The sequence below is a fragment of the Promicromonospora xylanilytica genome (assembly GCF_054782895.1).
In genome coordinates, this window is record NZ_BAAGRP010000074.1 from 86,131 (window position 1) to 101,575 (window position 15,445).

The window sequence follows — 15,445 nt, forward strand, 5'->3', positions numbered from 1 at the left end:
GTGCGAGAGCACCGCCGTGCGCGGCGGAGACGGCGGCCACCTGCGACCTTGCTCACGATCGGCCGCCGGGGGTGGAGCGCACCCTGAGCCGGTTGTTTGAATGGTCGCCGCCGCGGTCAGCGCTACCGGCTGCGCGGCGTCCCCCTGACTGAAAGTTCTTGTGCTTCTCCCTGCCTTTCTCCGCGCGCGCCTGCGTGCGCCGAGCCTGAGTTCCGCACCGACCGGCTCCGGGCCGACCGGCTCCATACGCTCCGGGACCAGCTCCGGCCGCTCCCCGTGGCGCGCGCTGCGCCACCCCGCGATGCGCTGGTGGACCGGCGCCAACCTGGTCTCGAGCGCCGGGACCTGGATGCAGATGACCGTCCAGAACCTGCTGGTCCTGCAGATCACGGGCTCCCCGGCCGCCACGGGGCTCTCGCTGGCCGTCCAGGCGGCGCCCGGCCTGCTCTTCGGGGTGGCCGGTGGCGCGGTCGTGGACCGGTGGCCCCGCAAGGCCGTGGTCGCCGTGAGCCAGGCGGCGCTCGGCCTCGTCGCCCTCGCGACGGCCCTGCTCGTCGGCCTCGACGCCCTGAACCTGCCGCTCCTTCTGACGCTGTCCGCGGTCACCGGCCTGCTGGCCGCCGTGGACGGGCCCGCGACCTCGCTGCTCGGCAACGACCTGGTCGCACCGCACGACGTGCCCTCCGCCATCGGGCTGGGTTCCGTGACCAACAGCGTGGGCCGTCTGGTGGGAGTCGGCGTGGCCGGCGGCCTGCTGGCGTTCACCGGACCCGCCGCCGCGTACCTCGTCAACGGTGTCTCGTTCCTGGGGGTCGCGGCGCTCGTACCGTTCCTGCGCCTCTGGGCGCGCGGCCTCGAGGAGGCGTTGCCCGTGGCGCCGGTGCCTCCGGTCGAGCCGGCGGCGCACGGAGCGCCGGCGGCGCACGGAGGCGCGGTGCCTGACGAGGCGGACGCCGCACCGCGACCGTCGTCCAGCTCGCTCGACGGCATCAGGTACTTCTGGAGCCGCCCGCGGCTGGTCGCCCTGCTGGGGGTCACGGCCGTGAGCGCGGTCTTCGGCCGCAACTACTCCCTGACCCTCGCCGTGCTCGTCACCGGCGCGCTGGCGGGCACCACGCAGGACTTCGCCACCGTTGCGGCGGTGCTGGCCGTCGGCGGCATCGTCGGTGCGTTCCTCGCGGGCCGGCTCCGCCGTCCGACCGTGCGGGTGGTGGCCGCGCTCGCCGCGGCAGGAGCGCTGCTCCAGGTGGTCGCCGGTCTGTCCCCGACCTTCGCCCTCCTGCTGGTCGTCGTCGCGCCCATGGCCGTCATGGAGTCGCTCTCGGACACCGCGGGCGCGACCGTGCTGCAGACCGACCCGCCGGCCGCGATGCGGGGCCGGGTCCTGGGTGTCTGGCGCAGTGCGAGCACTGCGTGGGGCCTGGCCGGCCCGCCGCTGCTCGGCCTCATGATGGAGCTCGTCGGCGTGCGCGCGGCCCTGGTCGCGGGCGGGGCGCTCGTGCTGGTCACGATCGCCGCCGGCGCGGCCCGGCACCGGGTCTACGCGGCGCGCCCCGGCTCCGGGGCGGTCCGGCGCGGCCGGGTCCTCGGCCGGCCCGCCCCGGGCGCGGCCACGGAGGGGGCGCCCGCGGGCGCGTCGCCGTCGTGGGTCCCGCGGCGGCCTCGCGTCAGGCCGGCTCCGCCGCGAGGACGGCGTCCGCGTCCGGGTGGGTCGGCACCCACCGCACCGTCACCAGCACGAAACCGACGACGAGCAGCACTGACGTGAGCACGAACGGGTAGGTCCGGTCGATCCCGGACAGCCAGCCGGAGATCCAGCCGAACGGCGCGGCCGCGAGCATGATGCACGTGCGCTGGAGCGCCATCACGCGTGAGCGCTCGCCCTCGTCGACGTGCAGCGCGACGAGCGACTCCGAGAGCATGAACAGCATGCCCGCGCCGAAGCTGTCCAGCAGCAGGCACAGGCCGAGGAACGCGTAGGTCGACGCCGTCGCCGAGCCGTCGGCCGCGGGGATGGCGACCAGCGCGACCTGCCCGGCGAGGTGGACCCCGAACCCCCACAGGGTGGCGCGCCTGGGGTCGACGGCGGTGGTCAGGAGCGGGATGAGCGTGAAGAAGAAGACCACGGACAGCACCGAGCGGACCATCGGGAAGAAGGGCAGCAGCGCGTCCGGCACGTGCAGGTGCTGGCTGGCCACCACCTGCCAGAACGTGGCGTTGACGAGCGTGACCGCGGCGGTCAGCGCGGCCACCGCCAGCGCGAGGAGCGACCCGCGTGAGCGCAGCAGCAGCCCGAGCGCCCCGCGGTACCCGGCCAGCAGGTGCCACACGCTCTGCCCGCGCGTGGCGGCCATGCGGACCTGGCCCTGGCGCGTCTCCCGCGACCAGAGGTAGAGCCAGACGATCTTCGCGGTCATCACGACCGCCGCGTTGATGTACAGGATGCGCACCGCGGGCTCGAGCCCGAGCTGGGCGACCAGCAGGGCGGCCAGCGGCGCGAACAGCGCCGAGCAGTCGGCCGCGACCTTGACCAGCGAGTAGATCCGGGTGATCTGGCCCCGCTCGGCGTCCTCGACCATGAGGCAGTCCCACGAGTTCTGCGTGACCTGCAGGGCGCCGTTCACGAGCGACGCCGCGAGGAAGAACCAGAAGTTCTCCGCGAACGCCCACAGCAGGCACGGGATCACCCAGGCGATCACGTCGAACCACGCCGTCGTGGCGCGCCGGCCGAGCCGGTCGGTGATGATCCCGCCGGCCAGCCCGAAGCCGACCTGGGACAGCATGGCGACGGTCGCCAGGAAGCCGATCTGCTGGTCGTGCAGGCCCAGCGCCAGCATGAACACCGACGCGTACGGCAGCACCAGGGCCATGGACAGTCCCCACAGCGGCTCGGTCCACACGCAGGCGCGAGGGTTGCCGCGGAGCTCGACAAGGGTCCGCCAGAGCGGGTTACGGGTGCGGTTCACGGGGCAAGTGAAGCACCTCGGTGGCGGCCTCAGTCGGTGAGGCTCGTCCAGCAGTACAGGGCGTGTCCCTGGTCGGCGGCGCGGGCGGCCAGGGCCGCGAGCAGCAGGAGCGCGGCGGCGAGGTTGCGCGGCCGCACGGCGGGCGGCGCGGCGCTCGACCACTCACGTGCCGCCCGGGCGAGGCGGGCGGGGCCCGCTGACGCCAGCTCGTCCGCGAGGGTCTGCGAGACCGTCACGATCCACGGGCCCTCGTCGCCCCCGCTGCCGATGAGGCTGCCGTGTCGCGGGTGCGCGGTGACCTCGCCGTACGGGCGGCCGGACAGCACACCGGCGAGCCCGCCGAGCATGACGAACGGGTCCACGGCGGGCACCTCCACGGCGTCGAACCGCGGCAGGTCCGTGCGCTGGTCGGGCTCGGACGGCCCGCCGGACGTGTGGAGCGCCGTCGCCGCCACCTCGTCGGTAGGTGCGGCGAAGTACTCCGTGCGTATCCCCATGGTGCGATGGTCGCAAGGCCGTGTCACGGGACTGTCACGCGGGCGTGAAACCTGGGGTTCGCGATGCGCACGCGGGGTGCGCCCCGGCGCCGTCAGATCTGGGCGGACCAGCGGTGCTCGACGACCTCACGGGCACCCGTCGCGAGCGTGCGGCTCCGGCCGTCCTCGCCGAGGCCGCTGGCCTCGAGGAAGGCGGCGCGCGCCGTGTCGTCGACGAGCGACCAGGTCGTCACGGTCTCGGAGCCGTCAGCGCGGAGCCGGTCGACGGCCGCCGCCAGGAGGCGCGACCCGTGGCCGGCGCGCTGCGCCTCGGGCAGCACCTCGAGGGACAGCACCTGCCCGGGGGAGACGGCGGCGAAGCCGACCACGTCCGGTCCGTCGAGCGCCACGAACACCGCGAAGCCGGGTCCGGGCGGCGAGTTGATCGCCGACGACCAGCGGCCCTGCATGGCAGGGACGTCGAGCGCGGCGATCACCCCCTCGCCGAGCACCCCGGTGGCGCGCCAGGCGGCCACCTGGACCTCGGTCACGGCGTTCTCGTCACCGGCGACGGCGGGGCGGACGGACACGTCGGCAGTCTCACGAAACAGGGCCACCCGATCACCCTAACGGCCGCCCCGCTCGTCAGCCCCAGCCCAGGGCGCGGAGGGCGGCCGCCGTGGCGGCCGCGAGCACCACGACCAGGATGAACGGGGCGCGCAGCGCGAGCGCGAGCGCCGCGACCGCGAGCGCCGGGACGCGCGCGTCCACGGTGAGGGCGCGGCCGTCGGCGAAGCCCTGGACGACGACGAGCGAGACGAGCAGCGCCACGGTCACGAGCGCGGTGACCCGGGTGACGCGCTCGGAGGCGAGCCAGCTCCGGGGGATCAGGTGGCCGCCGAGCTTGAGGGCGAAGCAGGCCAGCGAGGCCACCAGGACGGTGGCCCACAGGACGGTGGTGGTCATGTGGCGGGCTCCCGGTCGGTCGAGTTCTCGGGCTCGTCGTCGGCGGTGCCCGGGGTGGTCGGCGCGACCAGCCCCACGACGACCGCCACGGCGGCAGCGGCGAGCACGGGGATGCCTGGCGGCACGAACGGGATCAGGGCGGCGGTGGCGGCGACGGCGAGCCCGGCCACGAGCTGGGCGCGGCGCGGGGCGAGGCGCGGCCACACCAGGGCGAGGAACGCGGCGGCGGCCGCGGCGTCGAGCCCCCAGGCGCGGGGGTCGCCGAGCGCGTCGCCGGCGAGGGCGCCGAGGAGCACGAACGTGTTCCAGAGGACGAAGACGCCGATGCCGGTGACCCAGAACCCGACCCGGGACGCGGCGGGTTCCGGCTGGGCCGCCGCGACGGCGGTGGACTCGTCGATGGTGAGGTGGGCGGCGGCGAGCCGGCGCCAGCCGCGCACCTGGAGCAGCGGCGAGACCACCGCGCCGTACAGGGTGTTGCGCAGGCCGAGCAGGGCGGCGGTGGCGACGGCGGCGACGGGGGTGCCCGCCGCGCCGATGACGCCGACGAGGGCGAACTGCGAGCCGCCGGAGAACATGAGCAGGCTCAGGGCCATGGTCGGGCCGAGGCCGACACCCGCGGTCACGGACAGCGCGCCGAACGAGATGCCGTACAGGCCGGTGGCCACCGCGACGCTCACGCCCTGGCGGGCGGCGGCGCGTGCCGCCGGGTTGCGGGGGAGGACGTTCACGTCGTGAGGTTATGTCCTCGCGCCGGCCATCCGGAAAGCCGCCCGCCGGCCGGACGGCGTCACAGCGCCACGTACACGGTCTCCTGGTATTCCTCCATGCCTGCCTCGCCGCCCTCGCGGCCCAGGCCGGACGCCTTGACGCCGCCGAACGGCGCGCTCGCGTCGGACACCAGCCCGCGGTTGACACCGATCATCCCGGCCTCGATCTCGTCCATGACGCGCCGGGCGCGGTCCAGCGACGTCGTGTAGGCGTACGCCGCCAGGCCGAACGGCGTGCCGTTGGCGAGCTCGATCGCCTCGTCGTCCGACCCGAAGGCCACGATCGGGGCCACCGGGCCGAAGATCTCCTCCGTCACGATCCGGGCGTCGGCGCTGATGCCGGTCAGCACGGTCGGCTCGAAGAAGTGTCCGGGGCGGTCGAGCCGCCCGCCGCCGGTGAGGACCTGTGCGCCGTGCGCCACGGCGTCGTCCACCAGGCCGGTCACCTTCTCCACGGCCGCCTCGTTGATGAGGGGCCCTACCTCCGCGCCCGGCTGGGAGCCCGGCGCGGTCACCTTGGCGCCCATCGCGTCGGCGAGCTTCTCCGCGAAGGTGTGCGCGACGGCGTCGTGCACGAGGAAGCGGTTGGCGGCCACGCAGGACTGGCCGGAGTTGCGCAGCTTCGCGATCAGTGCGCCCTCGACGGCGGCATCGAGGTCGGCATCCTCGAACACGACGAACGGCGCGTTGCCGCCCAGCTCCATGGAGGTGCGCAGCACGTTCTTGGCTGCCTGCTCGAGCAGCACGGAGCCCACGCGCGTGGAGCCGGTGAAGGAGACCTTGCGCAGGCGCGGGTCCTCGAACAGCGGGCCGGTGACGGGTCCGGCCTGCGTGGTCGGGACCACGTTGACGATGCCCGTGGGCAGCCCCCGCGCCTCGGCCTCCGACCGGATGATCTCCGCGACCAGGAGGGTGGTCATCGGGGTCAGCTCGGCCGGCTTGATCACCACGGTGCAGCCCGCGGCGAGCGCGGGGGCGATCTTGCGGGTGGCCATGGCGATGGGAAAGTTCCAGGGCGTGATCAGCAGCGAGGGGCCGACGGGCCGGCGGCTCACGTACTGCGTGTTGCTGCCGGACGGCGCCGTGCGCACCAGGCCGTCGGCGCGTACGGCCTGCTCGGCGAACCAGCGCAGGAACTCGGCACCGTAGACCACCTCCGCGCGTGCCTCGGCCAGCGGCTTGCCGGCCTCGGCGGTGATGAGCGCCGCGATGTCGCCGGCGCGGGCGACGAGCCGCTCGAAGACGGCCCGCAGCAGCTCGGAGCGTGCGCGCGGCGGCACGGCGCGCCAGGCGGGGGCGGCGGCGTGCGCGGCGTCGAGCGCGCGGACGGCGTCGGCGGGGGTGGCGTCGGAGACGTCGAAGAGGGGCTCGGCCGTCGCCGGGTCGGTGACCTCGAACGTGGCGCCGCCCGCCGCGGGGCGCCAGTGCCCGTCGACGAGGAGGCCGGTGGGCAGGTGCGCCACGAGCGCGGGGGAGAGCGTCGTCGCCGTCATATTCCGAGTATCCATACCCGCGCAACCGGCACCGGGAGCAGGGGTGGCGACCGAGTATCGTCTGGCACACGCCAACGAGACGGGGGATCACCATGACGGCGACGGCCGACCTGTACGACGAGCACGGCGAGGCGCTGGCCTCGCTCTCGCTGCAGCTGCGCGACTTCGGCGGGGTGCGCGCGTTCTCGGGCCCGGTACGCACGGTGCGGTGCCACGAGGACAACGGCCTCGTCAAGGCGCTGACGCGGACGCCGGGCGAGGGCGCGGTCCTGGTGGTCGACGGCGGCGGCTCGCTCCGCAGCGCCCTCATGGGCGACCTCATCGCCGCCGCGGCGGTCGAGAACGGCTGGGCCGGGGCGATCATCCACGGTGCGGTCCGCGACTCGGCGGCGATCGGCGGGCTGCGGCTGGGGGTCAAGGCGCTCGGCACCAACCCGCGCAAGTCGTCCAAGACCGGTGCCGGGGTGGTGGACGAGGCGGTGGAGATCGGCGGCGTCGTGTTCCGCCCCGGCGCCACGGTGTACGCGGACGAGGACGGCGTGCTGGTCGAGCGATGACGCACGGCCACGGGAGCCGCGCACCCGGCGGCGTCGAGCGGCGGGCCGGGCCGCTGCTGATCCTGCTCAACGGGCTGCCGGGAGTGGGCAAGTCCACGGTCGCCGCGGCCTGGTCGGCACGGCACCCCGGCAGCCTGAACCTCGACATCGACGTGGTCCGGTCGCTGATCAGCGGTGCCGTGCGGGACACGGCGGAGCCGGCCCGCGCGCTCGGGCTCGCCATGGCGGCCCAGCACCTGCGCGGTGGGCACCACGTGGTCGTGCCGCAGCTCGTCGCACGCGCCGACCAGGTGCCGCGCTTCGCGGACGCCGCGGCCACGGCGGGCGCGCGGTTCGTCCACGTGCTGCTGGAGGCGCCGGAGAGCCTGGTGGCCGGCAGGGTGGCCGCCGACGCGGCGCCCCACCGCCGCGACGTGGGCCCCGCGGCGCTCGCCGCGTACGCGGAGGGCCTGCGCGGGATCGCGCTGCGGCCCGGCGTGCTCAGGCTGGGCAACGAACGGCTCGCCGCCACCGTGGAAGGGCTGGAGCGGCTGCTCGGGACGGCCCGAGCACAAGCCCTGTGATCCGGCGGTAAACGGTACGGTATGCCTATGGTTCTTCCCGCTGCCTCCGCGCGCCCGTTCGGCGCGGTCCTGACCGCGATGGTCACCCCGATGACGCCCGACGGCGCCATCGACCTGAAAGCGGCGGCCAAGCTGGCGAAGAAGCTCGTCGACGACGGAAACGACGGCCTCGTCCTGTCCGGGACGACCGGTGAGTCCCCGGTGACGCACACGCCCGAGAAGGTGGAGCTCGTCGCCGCCGTCGTCGAGGCGGTGGGCGACCGGGCCGCGGTCCTGGCCGGCGCCGGGTCCAACGACACCGCGCACGCGATCCGCATGGCCACGCAGGCCGCCGACGCGGGCGCCGACGGACTCCTGGTCGTGTCGCCGTACTACTCGCGCCCCACGCAGGAAGGGCTGTACCAGCACTTCGTCGCCGTGGCCGACTCCACCGACCTGCCCGTCATGCTGTATGACATCCCCGGCCGGTCCGGGGTGCGCATCGCGCCCGAGACCTTCTCGCGCATCGCCGAGCACCCGCTGGTCGTGGCGAACAAGGACGCCACCGGCGACGTCTGGTCGGCGGAGCAGCTCATCGAGGCCACCGGACTCGCCTGGTACTCAGGCGACGACGGCCTGCTCCTGCCCTTCCTGAGCGTGGGCGGCGCCGGCATCGTGTCGGTGTCCGCGCACGTGGTCGGACAGCAGTTCGCCGAGGTCGTGCGGCTGTGGGACGCCGGCGACCACACCGCCGCGCTGCGCGTGTTCCGCACGACGGTGCCGGTCGTCAACGCGCTCAACGGAGCCGGCGCGCAGGCCGTGATGACGAAGGCCGCGCTGCAGGCACAGGGCGTGCTGGAGCACCGGACGCTGCGCCTGCCGAACGTCGCCGCCACCGACCACGAGGTGGCGCACCTGCGCGCCGTCCTCGTCGCGAGCGGTGTGATCCCCGCCAGCGCGCACCCCATGTCGCCGCCGGAGCTCCCTGAGGACGCCTCGGCCGTCATCGGGCACCCGGCGATCGTCACACCCCGTTAAAGAACTTTCTCTGTACGTAAACGAGGCCTTGGAGGCCAAGTGAGTCACCCTCACCCCGAACTGTCCCTGCCCCCCGCACTGCCTGACGGCGGTCTGCGCGTGGTCGCCCTCGGCGGCCTGGGCGAGGTGGGACGCAACATGGCGGTCCTCGAGCATGCGGGCAAGCTGCTCGTCATCGACTGCGGCGTGCTTTTCCCCGAGGACAACCAGCCCGGCGTGGACCTGATCCTGCCGGACTTCGACTACATCAAGGACCGCCTCGACGACATCGAGGCGATCGTGCTGACGCACGGCCACGAGGACCACATCGGCGCCGTGCCGTACCTGCTCCGCCTGCGCAAGGACATCCCGCTGGTCGGCTCGCGCCTGACGCTCGCCTTCATCGAGGCGAAGCTCAAGGAGCACCGCATCAAGCCCTACACCCTCGAGGTGAAGGAAGGGCAGCGGGAGAAGCTCGGCGTCTTCGACTGCGAGTTCGTCGCGGTCAACCACTCCATCCCGGACGCGCTCGCCGTGGCGGTCACCACCGCCGCCGGCACCGTGCTGCACACCGGTGACTTCAAGATGGACCAGCTGCCGCTCGACGGCCGCATCACCGACCTGCGCGCCTTCGCCCGCCTCGGCGAGAAGGGCGTGGACCTCTTCATGGTGGACTCCACCAACGCGGAGGTGCCGGGGTTCGTGACGCCGGAGGCCGAGATCGGCCCGGTGCTCGACGACGTGTTCGCCCACGCCGACAAGCGGATCATCGTCGCGTCCTTCTCGTCGCACGTGCACCGGGTGCAGCAGGTGCTGCGCGCCGCGCACGCCCACGGCCGCCGCGTCGCCCTCGTGGGCCGCTCCATGGTGCGCAACATGGGCATCGCCGCCGACCTGGGCTACCTCGACGTGCCGCCGGGCGTGCTGATCGACCTGAAGAAGGCCGACTCCGTGCCGGACGACCAGATCGTCTACATGTCCACGGGCTCCCAGGGCGAGCCCATGGCCGCGCTGTCCCGCATGGCCAACGGCGACCACAAGGTGCAGGTCGAGTTCGGCGACACCGTGATCCTCGCGTCGTCGCTCATCCCCGGCAACGAGAACGCCGTGTTCCGCATCATCAACGGGCTCACGCGCCTCGGCGCCCGCGTGGTGCACGGCGGCAACGCCAAGGTGCACGTCTCCGGGCACGCGTCGGCCGGCGAGCTCATGTACTGCTACAACATCCTCAAGCCGAAGAACGTCATGCCGGTGCACGGCGAGGTGCGCCACCTCGTGGCCAACGCGGCGCTCGCCGTCAAGACCGGTGTGCCCGCGGACCGCGTGGTGCTCGCGGAGGACGGCGTGGTCGTCGACCTCGTGGACGGCAAGGCCTCCGTGGTCGGTGCGGTGCCCTGCGGGTACGTGTACGTCGACGGGTCGTCGGTCGGCGAGATCACCGACGCGGAGCTCAAGGACCGTGTGGTGCTCGGCCAGGAGGGCTTCGTGTCCGTCTTCGCCGTCATCGACACCGCCACCGGCAAGGTGCTCGCGCCGCCGCAGATCCTCGCCCGCGGCATGGCCGAGGACGCTTCGGTGTTCGACAAGGTCATGCCGGAGGTCACCACGGCGCTCGAGAACGCGATCGCCGGCGGTGCCACCGACACGCACCAGCTGCAGCAGATCATGCGCCGCACCATCGGCCGGTACGTGGCAACGCGCCTGCGTCGCAAGCCGATGATCGTCCCGGTGGTCGTGGAGGCCTGACCGGTCCTGCTGATGCGGCCGGCCGAGTCCGGCCGGGTCGTTGAGAACGGGGTGATGTGTCTGATCGGGCCGATCAGACACATCACCCCGTTCTCGTCGGCCGACGAAGACGGCCGGTGAAGTTCACCCGCCGACGATGGGGGCATATCGGGCATCGGTCGCTAGCGTTGGCGGCTGCCCGATGCCTCCTTTCGAGAAGGTCCGCATGTCTCATCACGTCGTCGACCGGCGACCGTCGCAGGGCGTTTCCTCGCAAGGGTCGTCGCCCGCTGTCACCGGACCGTACGGTCTCGCGCACGTCGTGCGGGCGATCGCAGTGGTGTGGTGCCTGCTGCTGATCGTCGACCTGGTGGGGGTCTACCGGGCGCCCGGAGCCTGGGCGGACGCGGCGTCCGGCGGCCCGGGATGGGCGCAGGCCGAGGTGGCGCTCTACGCGTCGACCGCGTACCTGTACCTGCCCGTCCAGATCGCCGCCTTCCTCGTCGGCTCATCCTGGTTGTATCGGAGCCGGCAGCTGGCGGACGCCCTGTCACCGTCGTTCCGCCACAAGCACCCGCCCTATCGGGCGTGGCTCGCGTGGGCCTTCCCGGTCGTCAACCTCTGGTTCCCGTACCAGTTCGTACGCGACATCCGCCGGGCGACCGTCGGTCCGGTCGTGACGACGGCGCCCGTCCGCCTCTGGTGGCTGCTCTGGCTCGTGTGCCTGGCGGCGGACCTGGCGACGTTCGTGGCCGCGGCATCCGCCGAGGTGGGGTCGGACGCCACGCTGAGCGTCGTGCCGTGGCTCGTCACCGGGAGCTCCGCGCTCGGCGTCGTGGGCGGCGTCCTCTGGCTGCGGATCGTCCAAGAGATCACGTCCGCGCAGCGGGCGGGCCTCGCTCTGTCTGGAGAGGTGTTCTGATGTCGCACGACCCGTTCGTCCCGCCCATGGGGCAGCGCCCGCCCATGGGTCCGCCCGCGGGACCGGCGGCTCCCGTCGTGCCCGCACCGGTGCACTACACCTACGGCGCGCCGTTGTACTCCGTTCCGCCTCTGCGCAGCGCGGCAGGGCTGGGGACCGCAGCGATCGTGCTGGCGTGCGTCTGGTCGGCGGTGGGGGTACTGAAGCTAGCGCTCGCCCCTGCGGCAGCCGACGCGCTACGCGACGCGGCCGCCGCAGGGAAGGGCGCCTACGACAGTGCGCTCACCGGCTACGACCTCGCCGCGATGCTGTTCTTCGCGGTGCAGCTCGCGACCTACGTCGTCGCCTGTCTCTGGCTGTACACCAGCCGGTCGACCGCGGTGGCGGCCACCCCGGGCTTCGTGCACGCGCGCAGCAAGGTCTGGGCGTGGCTGGGCTGGTGGGTGCCGATCGTCTCGTTGTGGTTCCCCTACCAGGTGGTGCGCGACATCCGCCGGGGGACGGCCACCGGCCCGGTCTCAGCGATCGGTGGCTGGTGGGCCGCCTGGCTCGTCTTCGTCACGCTGTCGAACGCTGCCGGCCGGATGACCAGCCGCACGACCGCGGAGGCCACGGCGATCGCCGCGGAGGCGCTGGTCCTCGTCGAGCTCGTCGCGACGGTCGGCATGATCGTCGCGCTCGTGCTGTGGATCCGGATCGTCCGCGACGTCTCTCGCTCCCAGGGAGAGCGCATCGCGGCCGCGAGGCAGGCGCCCGGGTCATGAGGTCGCGTCGACGACCTCGTCCAGGCGCAACCTGCGGTTGAGCGCCCCGGCGATCCGCACCACGGCGGTGCGCGGCAGGAGCCTCGCCGGCCAGGTCATCGCACGGTTCACGACCCGGCCGGGGTAGGAGACGGCGCGCCGCCGGGCGTAGTCGTCCAGCGTGCGGGCCGCGACCAGCTCCGGTGTGTCGGCCGCGCGGGGGTCGATCGTGGCCGTGGTGCCGTCGAAGAAGCCGGTGGCGATCGCGCCGGGGTGCGCGGCCATGACGTGCACCCCGGTGCCCCGCAGCTCCTCGGCCAGCGACTCGGTGAAGGACAGCACGAACGCCTTGGTGGCGGCGTAGCTCGCCTGGTAGGGCATGGGCTGGAACGCCGCGGTGGACGAGACGTTGATGATGCCGCCGGTGCCGCGCTCGACGAGCTCGGCCCCGATCGCATGCGTCAGGGCGAGGAGGCCGCTGATGTTGAGGCCGACGGTGCCCAGCTGGGCGCCGAGCGGGCGGCGGAGGAAGGGGCCGACACTGCCCGCACCGGCGTTGTTGAGCAGCAGGTCGACGGTCAGGCGGCGGTCGCGCAGCTCTCGCAGGATCTGCTCGGGGCCGTCAGGGGCGGCGAGGTCGCCGACGACGACCTCGGCGTCCGTGCCGCCGTGCCGTTCCCGGATCTGGGCGACGAGCTCCCGCAGGGGCTCTTCCGAGCGGGCCAGCAGGATCAGCCGGGCTCCCCGGCGAGCCAGCTCCAGGGCGTAGGCGCGGCCCAACCCCTTGGAGGCGCCGGTGACCAGCACGGTGACGTCGGTGAAGTCATGGCGCACAGGATCTCCTATTGTTTCGAGTCTCGAAGTAATGCGACCCGAACATAGCACGGTACTTCGAGACTCGAACTATCGGTAGGATGGTGTGATGACGACGCCAGAGCTCACCGCGGTGGTCGCGGCGACCCACGACATCTGGATGCGGACGAACGACCTGCTCGGCGAGTCGCTGGCCGAGCACCAGATGACGCCGGCGACGTTCCAGGCGCTGTGGGTGATCGACCCCGACGAGCAGCCGCCGTCGATGAAGGTGATGGCCGAGCGCCTGTACTGCAACGCGCCCAACCTGACGTTCATCAGCAACCAGCTCGTCGACCGGGGCCTGGCGGAGCGTGCGGTGGACCCGGACGACCGGCGGTCCCGCGTCCTGGTCCTGACGGCGAAAGGGCGCGAGGTGCGCGCCGAGCTCGTCCGCGTGGCCCTGGAGAAGACCCCGCTGGCCGTGCTGAACAGGAGCGAGCTGCGGCAGCTCATGGCGCTGCTGGAACGGGTCAACCGGCCTGCCGGACAGCCCGCGGTCCCACAGCGCTGAGTTCTCGCGTGGTCGGTCGTCTACCAGACAGGACGCCGGCATCGGGCCGGCGTGACGGGCCCGGAGGACATGATGGAACAGGAACAGGACACCGAGTTCGACACGGCTGCCGCCGTGACGAGGTCCATGCTCGGCTGGGGCGTCGTCGCCGGGCCGTTCTACCTGGTGGTCGGGCTGGTGCTGGCGCTCACCCGCGACGGGTTCGACCTCGCGCGGCACCCGCTCAGCGCGCTCATGCTGGGCGACGGCGGCTGGATGCACACCACCAACCTGGCCCTCAGCGGTGTGATGGTCTGCGTCGCCGGCCTGGGGGCGGCACGGGCGACGGCCCGCGGTACCGGGATCGCGGTCGGCATCTACGGTCTGGCGATGGTCGCGAGCGCGGTCTTCCCGCCCGACCCGATGCCGGGTTTCCCACCGGGGCAGGACGGCGCCACCACACCGAGCGTCGCCGGACTGCTGCACTTCGTGTTCGGCGGTATCGGGTTCGTCGCGTTCGCCGTGGCTGCGTTCCTGCTCGGCGGGTGGCTGGCCCGGCACGGCGAGCGCACCGGAGCACTCTGGTCGCGCGTCGCCGCCGTCGTGATCCTCGTGGGCTTCCTCGGCGGAGCCGCACTGGGCCCCGCCGGTGTGGCCGGCATCTGGCTCGCCGTGGTGGTCGGGTTCGCCTGGCTGCTGCTCGCCTCCGTCCGGCTCTACCGCGAGGTGCCGCATCCGGACGTGGCGCGCCGCTGACCGCGGCGCGCCACGCGGGGTGGTTCCTGACCGGGCTCCGGTGGCGGAGACCTGCCGGAACTCGTCGACCGTGCGCGTGAAGTGCACCGTCCGGTGCCGGCGGGCGAGGTCGTCGAGCGTCTCGTCCTCGTAGAGCTCAGCTCGATCGAGTCCAGCGGGGCGAAGCCGAACGTGTCCTGGCAGTACCACTCTGACAGGCCCCAGGAAACTGGTGCCGGCGCACGGGATCTCGACCGGTCGTGGCGGGTTCACCCACAAATGGTGGCTACCGGACATTGCGGTGTGAGTACGGTGTCGGGAACACACCGGAGGCCATTGATGTCCGATCCGCGTATTTCCCACCAGAACGGTGCCGCCCCCTGGCCCGTGCCGGGTCAGCAGGGCGTGCAGCCCTACCCGGAGCCGCTGGGCAGCCCGGCGCACCCCCAGTCCCCGCATGTCGAGCCGCAGTACGCCGAGCCGCAGTACGCCGAGCACCGCACCGGTCAGTACCCGGCCGCCACGGGGCAACGTGTCGACACCGCGCCGCAGCCTCGCGTGCCCGTCGACGAGGCGTACCCGCCCGCCCGGCGGCGCCTGCCGAGCAAGCCGCTGCCCGAGCCCCCGGCCGGGCTGGCCGTCGGCGCGATCGTCGCCGCGTGCTGCGTGCTGTTCGTCGAGCTCGCCGAGCTGGCGATCCTGCTGGTGACCGGCGGCAGGGGAGAGTCCGCCGCCGGCATCGAGATCGGCATGGGCATCCGGTTCGACCCCAACAGCGGCACCGTGACGCTCCTGTTCGGGCTGGCCGCGTACGTGGCCGCCTGCGTCTGGCTGCACGCGAGCCGCAGGTTCGCCGAGGCGGCGAACCCCACCGCGCGGTTCGCGCACGGTCGTGCCTGGACCTGGCTCGGCTGGTGGGTGCCCGTGGTCTCCCTCTGGGTCCCCTACGGCGTGGTGCGCGACATCCGCCGTGCCGTGGTCCCCGGGGGCGGGCGCGGTGTGGTCCTCGGCCTGTGGTGGTCCTTCTGGCTGCTGTCGGGCCTGCGGCTGTTCGCCTCCTCCTCCGCCGACGCGGAGGTCGTCGTCCGGTCCGTCGCGGTGGTCGCCCTGGCCGTCGCGTTCGCCTGCTGGATCCGGATCGTCCGGGAGACCACGAGGGCACAGGAGAAGGTCTCAGGCCTCTTCTGA

Annotated in this window: 17 protein-coding genes; 10 read left to right on the forward strand and 7 right to left on the reverse strand. The window is 73.2% G+C overall.

Annotation, left to right across the window (positions count from 1 at the left end):
• The first annotated feature begins 160 nt into the window (after positions 1-160).
• On the forward strand, positions 161-1,768 hold the full coding sequence (locus ACYVK7_RS23275; protein WP_460890104.1) for an MFS transporter: 1,608 nt from the start codon (positions 161-163) through the stop codon (positions 1,766-1,768).
• On the opposite strand, the gene ACYVK7_RS23280 is transcribed toward ACYVK7_RS23275, so the two are convergent.
• The 6 genes from ACYVK7_RS23280 to ACYVK7_RS23305 all read right to left on the reverse strand — a co-directional run bounded on the left by ACYVK7_RS23280 (position 1,668) and on the right by ACYVK7_RS23305 (position 6,671).
• Positions 1,668-2,966: an MFS transporter gene (locus ACYVK7_RS23280; protein ID WP_460890105.1), complete on the reverse strand. Its 1,299-nt coding sequence runs from the start codon at positions 2,964-2,966 to the stop codon at positions 1,668-1,670. The two genes, ACYVK7_RS23275 and ACYVK7_RS23280, sit on opposite strands and share 101 nt — an antisense overlap.
• 29 nt (positions 2,967-2,995) lie before the next feature.
• Complete coding sequence (locus tag ACYVK7_RS23285) at positions 2,996-3,463, reverse strand: hypothetical protein (protein ID WP_460890106.1); 468 nt, start codon at positions 3,461-3,463, stop codon at positions 2,996-2,998.
• A 92-nt stretch (positions 3,464-3,555) separates the two neighbouring features.
• The gene (locus ACYVK7_RS23290) at positions 3,556-4,059 is read right to left on the reverse strand and encodes a GNAT family N-acetyltransferase (protein ID WP_460890107.1); all 504 of its coding nucleotides are present in this window, start codon (positions 4,057-4,059) and stop codon (positions 3,556-3,558) included.
• Positions 4,060-4,087: 28 nt separating this feature from the next.
• The gene (locus ACYVK7_RS23295) at positions 4,088-4,408 is read right to left on the reverse strand and encodes an AzlD domain-containing protein (protein ID WP_460890108.1); all 321 of its coding nucleotides are present in this window, start codon (positions 4,406-4,408) and stop codon (positions 4,088-4,090) included.
• Entirely contained in the window at positions 4,405-5,139 is a 735-nt protein-coding gene (locus ACYVK7_RS23300) for an AzlC family ABC transporter permease (RefSeq protein WP_460890109.1), read from the reverse strand. The genes ACYVK7_RS23295 and ACYVK7_RS23300 overlap by 4 nt, the downstream gene beginning before the upstream one ends.
• 59 nt (positions 5,140-5,198) lie before the next feature.
• Positions 5,199-6,671 carry an NAD-dependent succinate-semialdehyde dehydrogenase gene (locus ACYVK7_RS23305; RefSeq protein ID WP_460890110.1) on the reverse strand — a complete coding sequence of 491 codons (1,473 nt, stop codon included), beginning with the start codon at positions 6,669-6,671 and terminating at the stop codon, positions 5,199-5,201.
• Between the two features lie 92 nt (positions 6,672-6,763).
• Between ACYVK7_RS23305 and rraA the strand changes: the two genes are divergently transcribed.
• The 6 genes from rraA to ACYVK7_RS23335 all read left to right on the forward strand — a co-directional run bounded on the left by rraA (position 6,764) and on the right by ACYVK7_RS23335 (position 12,198).
• The gene (gene rraA / locus ACYVK7_RS23310) at positions 6,764-7,228 is read left to right on the forward strand and encodes a ribonuclease E activity regulator RraA (RefSeq protein ID WP_460890111.1); all 465 of its coding nucleotides are present in this window, start codon (positions 6,764-6,766) and stop codon (positions 7,226-7,228) included.
• Positions 7,225-7,791: an AAA family ATPase gene (locus tag ACYVK7_RS23315; RefSeq protein ID WP_460890112.1), complete on the forward strand. Its 567-nt coding sequence runs from the start codon at positions 7,225-7,227 to the stop codon at positions 7,789-7,791. The genes rraA and ACYVK7_RS23315 overlap by 4 nt, the downstream gene beginning before the upstream one ends.
• A gap of 21 nt (positions 7,792-7,812) precedes the next feature.
• Positions 7,813-8,808, forward strand: a complete 996-nt coding sequence (gene dapA / locus ACYVK7_RS23320; protein WP_460890113.1) for a 4-hydroxy-tetrahydrodipicolinate synthase — start codon at positions 7,813-7,815, stop codon at positions 8,806-8,808.
• A 39-nt stretch (positions 8,809-8,847) separates the two neighbouring features.
• Positions 8,848-10,533: a ribonuclease J gene (locus ACYVK7_RS23325; RefSeq protein WP_460890114.1), complete on the forward strand. Its 1,686-nt coding sequence runs from the start codon at positions 8,848-8,850 to the stop codon at positions 10,531-10,533.
• A gap of 301 nt (positions 10,534-10,834) precedes the next feature.
• Positions 10,835-11,434, forward strand: coding sequence for a DUF4328 domain-containing protein (locus ACYVK7_RS23330; protein ID WP_460890115.1), 600 nt, complete (start codon positions 10,835-10,837; stop codon positions 11,432-11,434).
• Positions 11,434-12,198 (forward strand): DUF4328 domain-containing protein, encoded by a 765-nt coding sequence (locus ACYVK7_RS23335; RefSeq protein WP_460890116.1) that lies wholly within the window; start codon positions 11,434-11,436, stop codon positions 12,196-12,198. Before ACYVK7_RS23330 ends, ACYVK7_RS23335 begins: the two co-directional genes overlap by 1 nt.
• Here ACYVK7_RS23335 and ACYVK7_RS23340 read toward each other — a convergent pair.
• A complete protein-coding gene (locus ACYVK7_RS23340) occupies positions 12,193-13,011 on the reverse strand; it encodes an SDR family NAD(P)-dependent oxidoreductase (protein WP_460890117.1) in 819 nt (272 codons plus the stop codon). The two genes, ACYVK7_RS23335 and ACYVK7_RS23340, sit on opposite strands and share 6 nt — an antisense overlap.
• An 88-nt stretch (positions 13,012-13,099) precedes the next feature.
• Between ACYVK7_RS23340 and ACYVK7_RS23345 the strand changes: the two genes are divergently transcribed.
• The 3 genes from ACYVK7_RS23345 to ACYVK7_RS23355 all read left to right on the forward strand — a co-directional run bounded on the left by ACYVK7_RS23345 (position 13,100) and on the right by ACYVK7_RS23355 (position 15,445).
• Positions 13,100-13,543, forward strand: coding sequence for a MarR family winged helix-turn-helix transcriptional regulator (locus ACYVK7_RS23345; RefSeq protein WP_460890118.1), 444 nt, complete (start codon positions 13,100-13,102; stop codon positions 13,541-13,543).
• Positions 13,544-13,615: 72 nt separating this feature from the next.
• A complete protein-coding gene (locus ACYVK7_RS23350; protein WP_460890119.1) occupies positions 13,616-14,278 on the forward strand; it encodes a DUF998 domain-containing protein in 663 nt (220 codons plus the stop codon).
• Positions 14,279-14,596: 318 nt separating this feature from the next.
• The gene (locus ACYVK7_RS23355) at positions 14,597-15,445 is read left to right on the forward strand and encodes a DUF4328 domain-containing protein (protein WP_460890120.1); all 849 of its coding nucleotides are present in this window, start codon (positions 14,597-14,599) and stop codon (positions 15,443-15,445) included.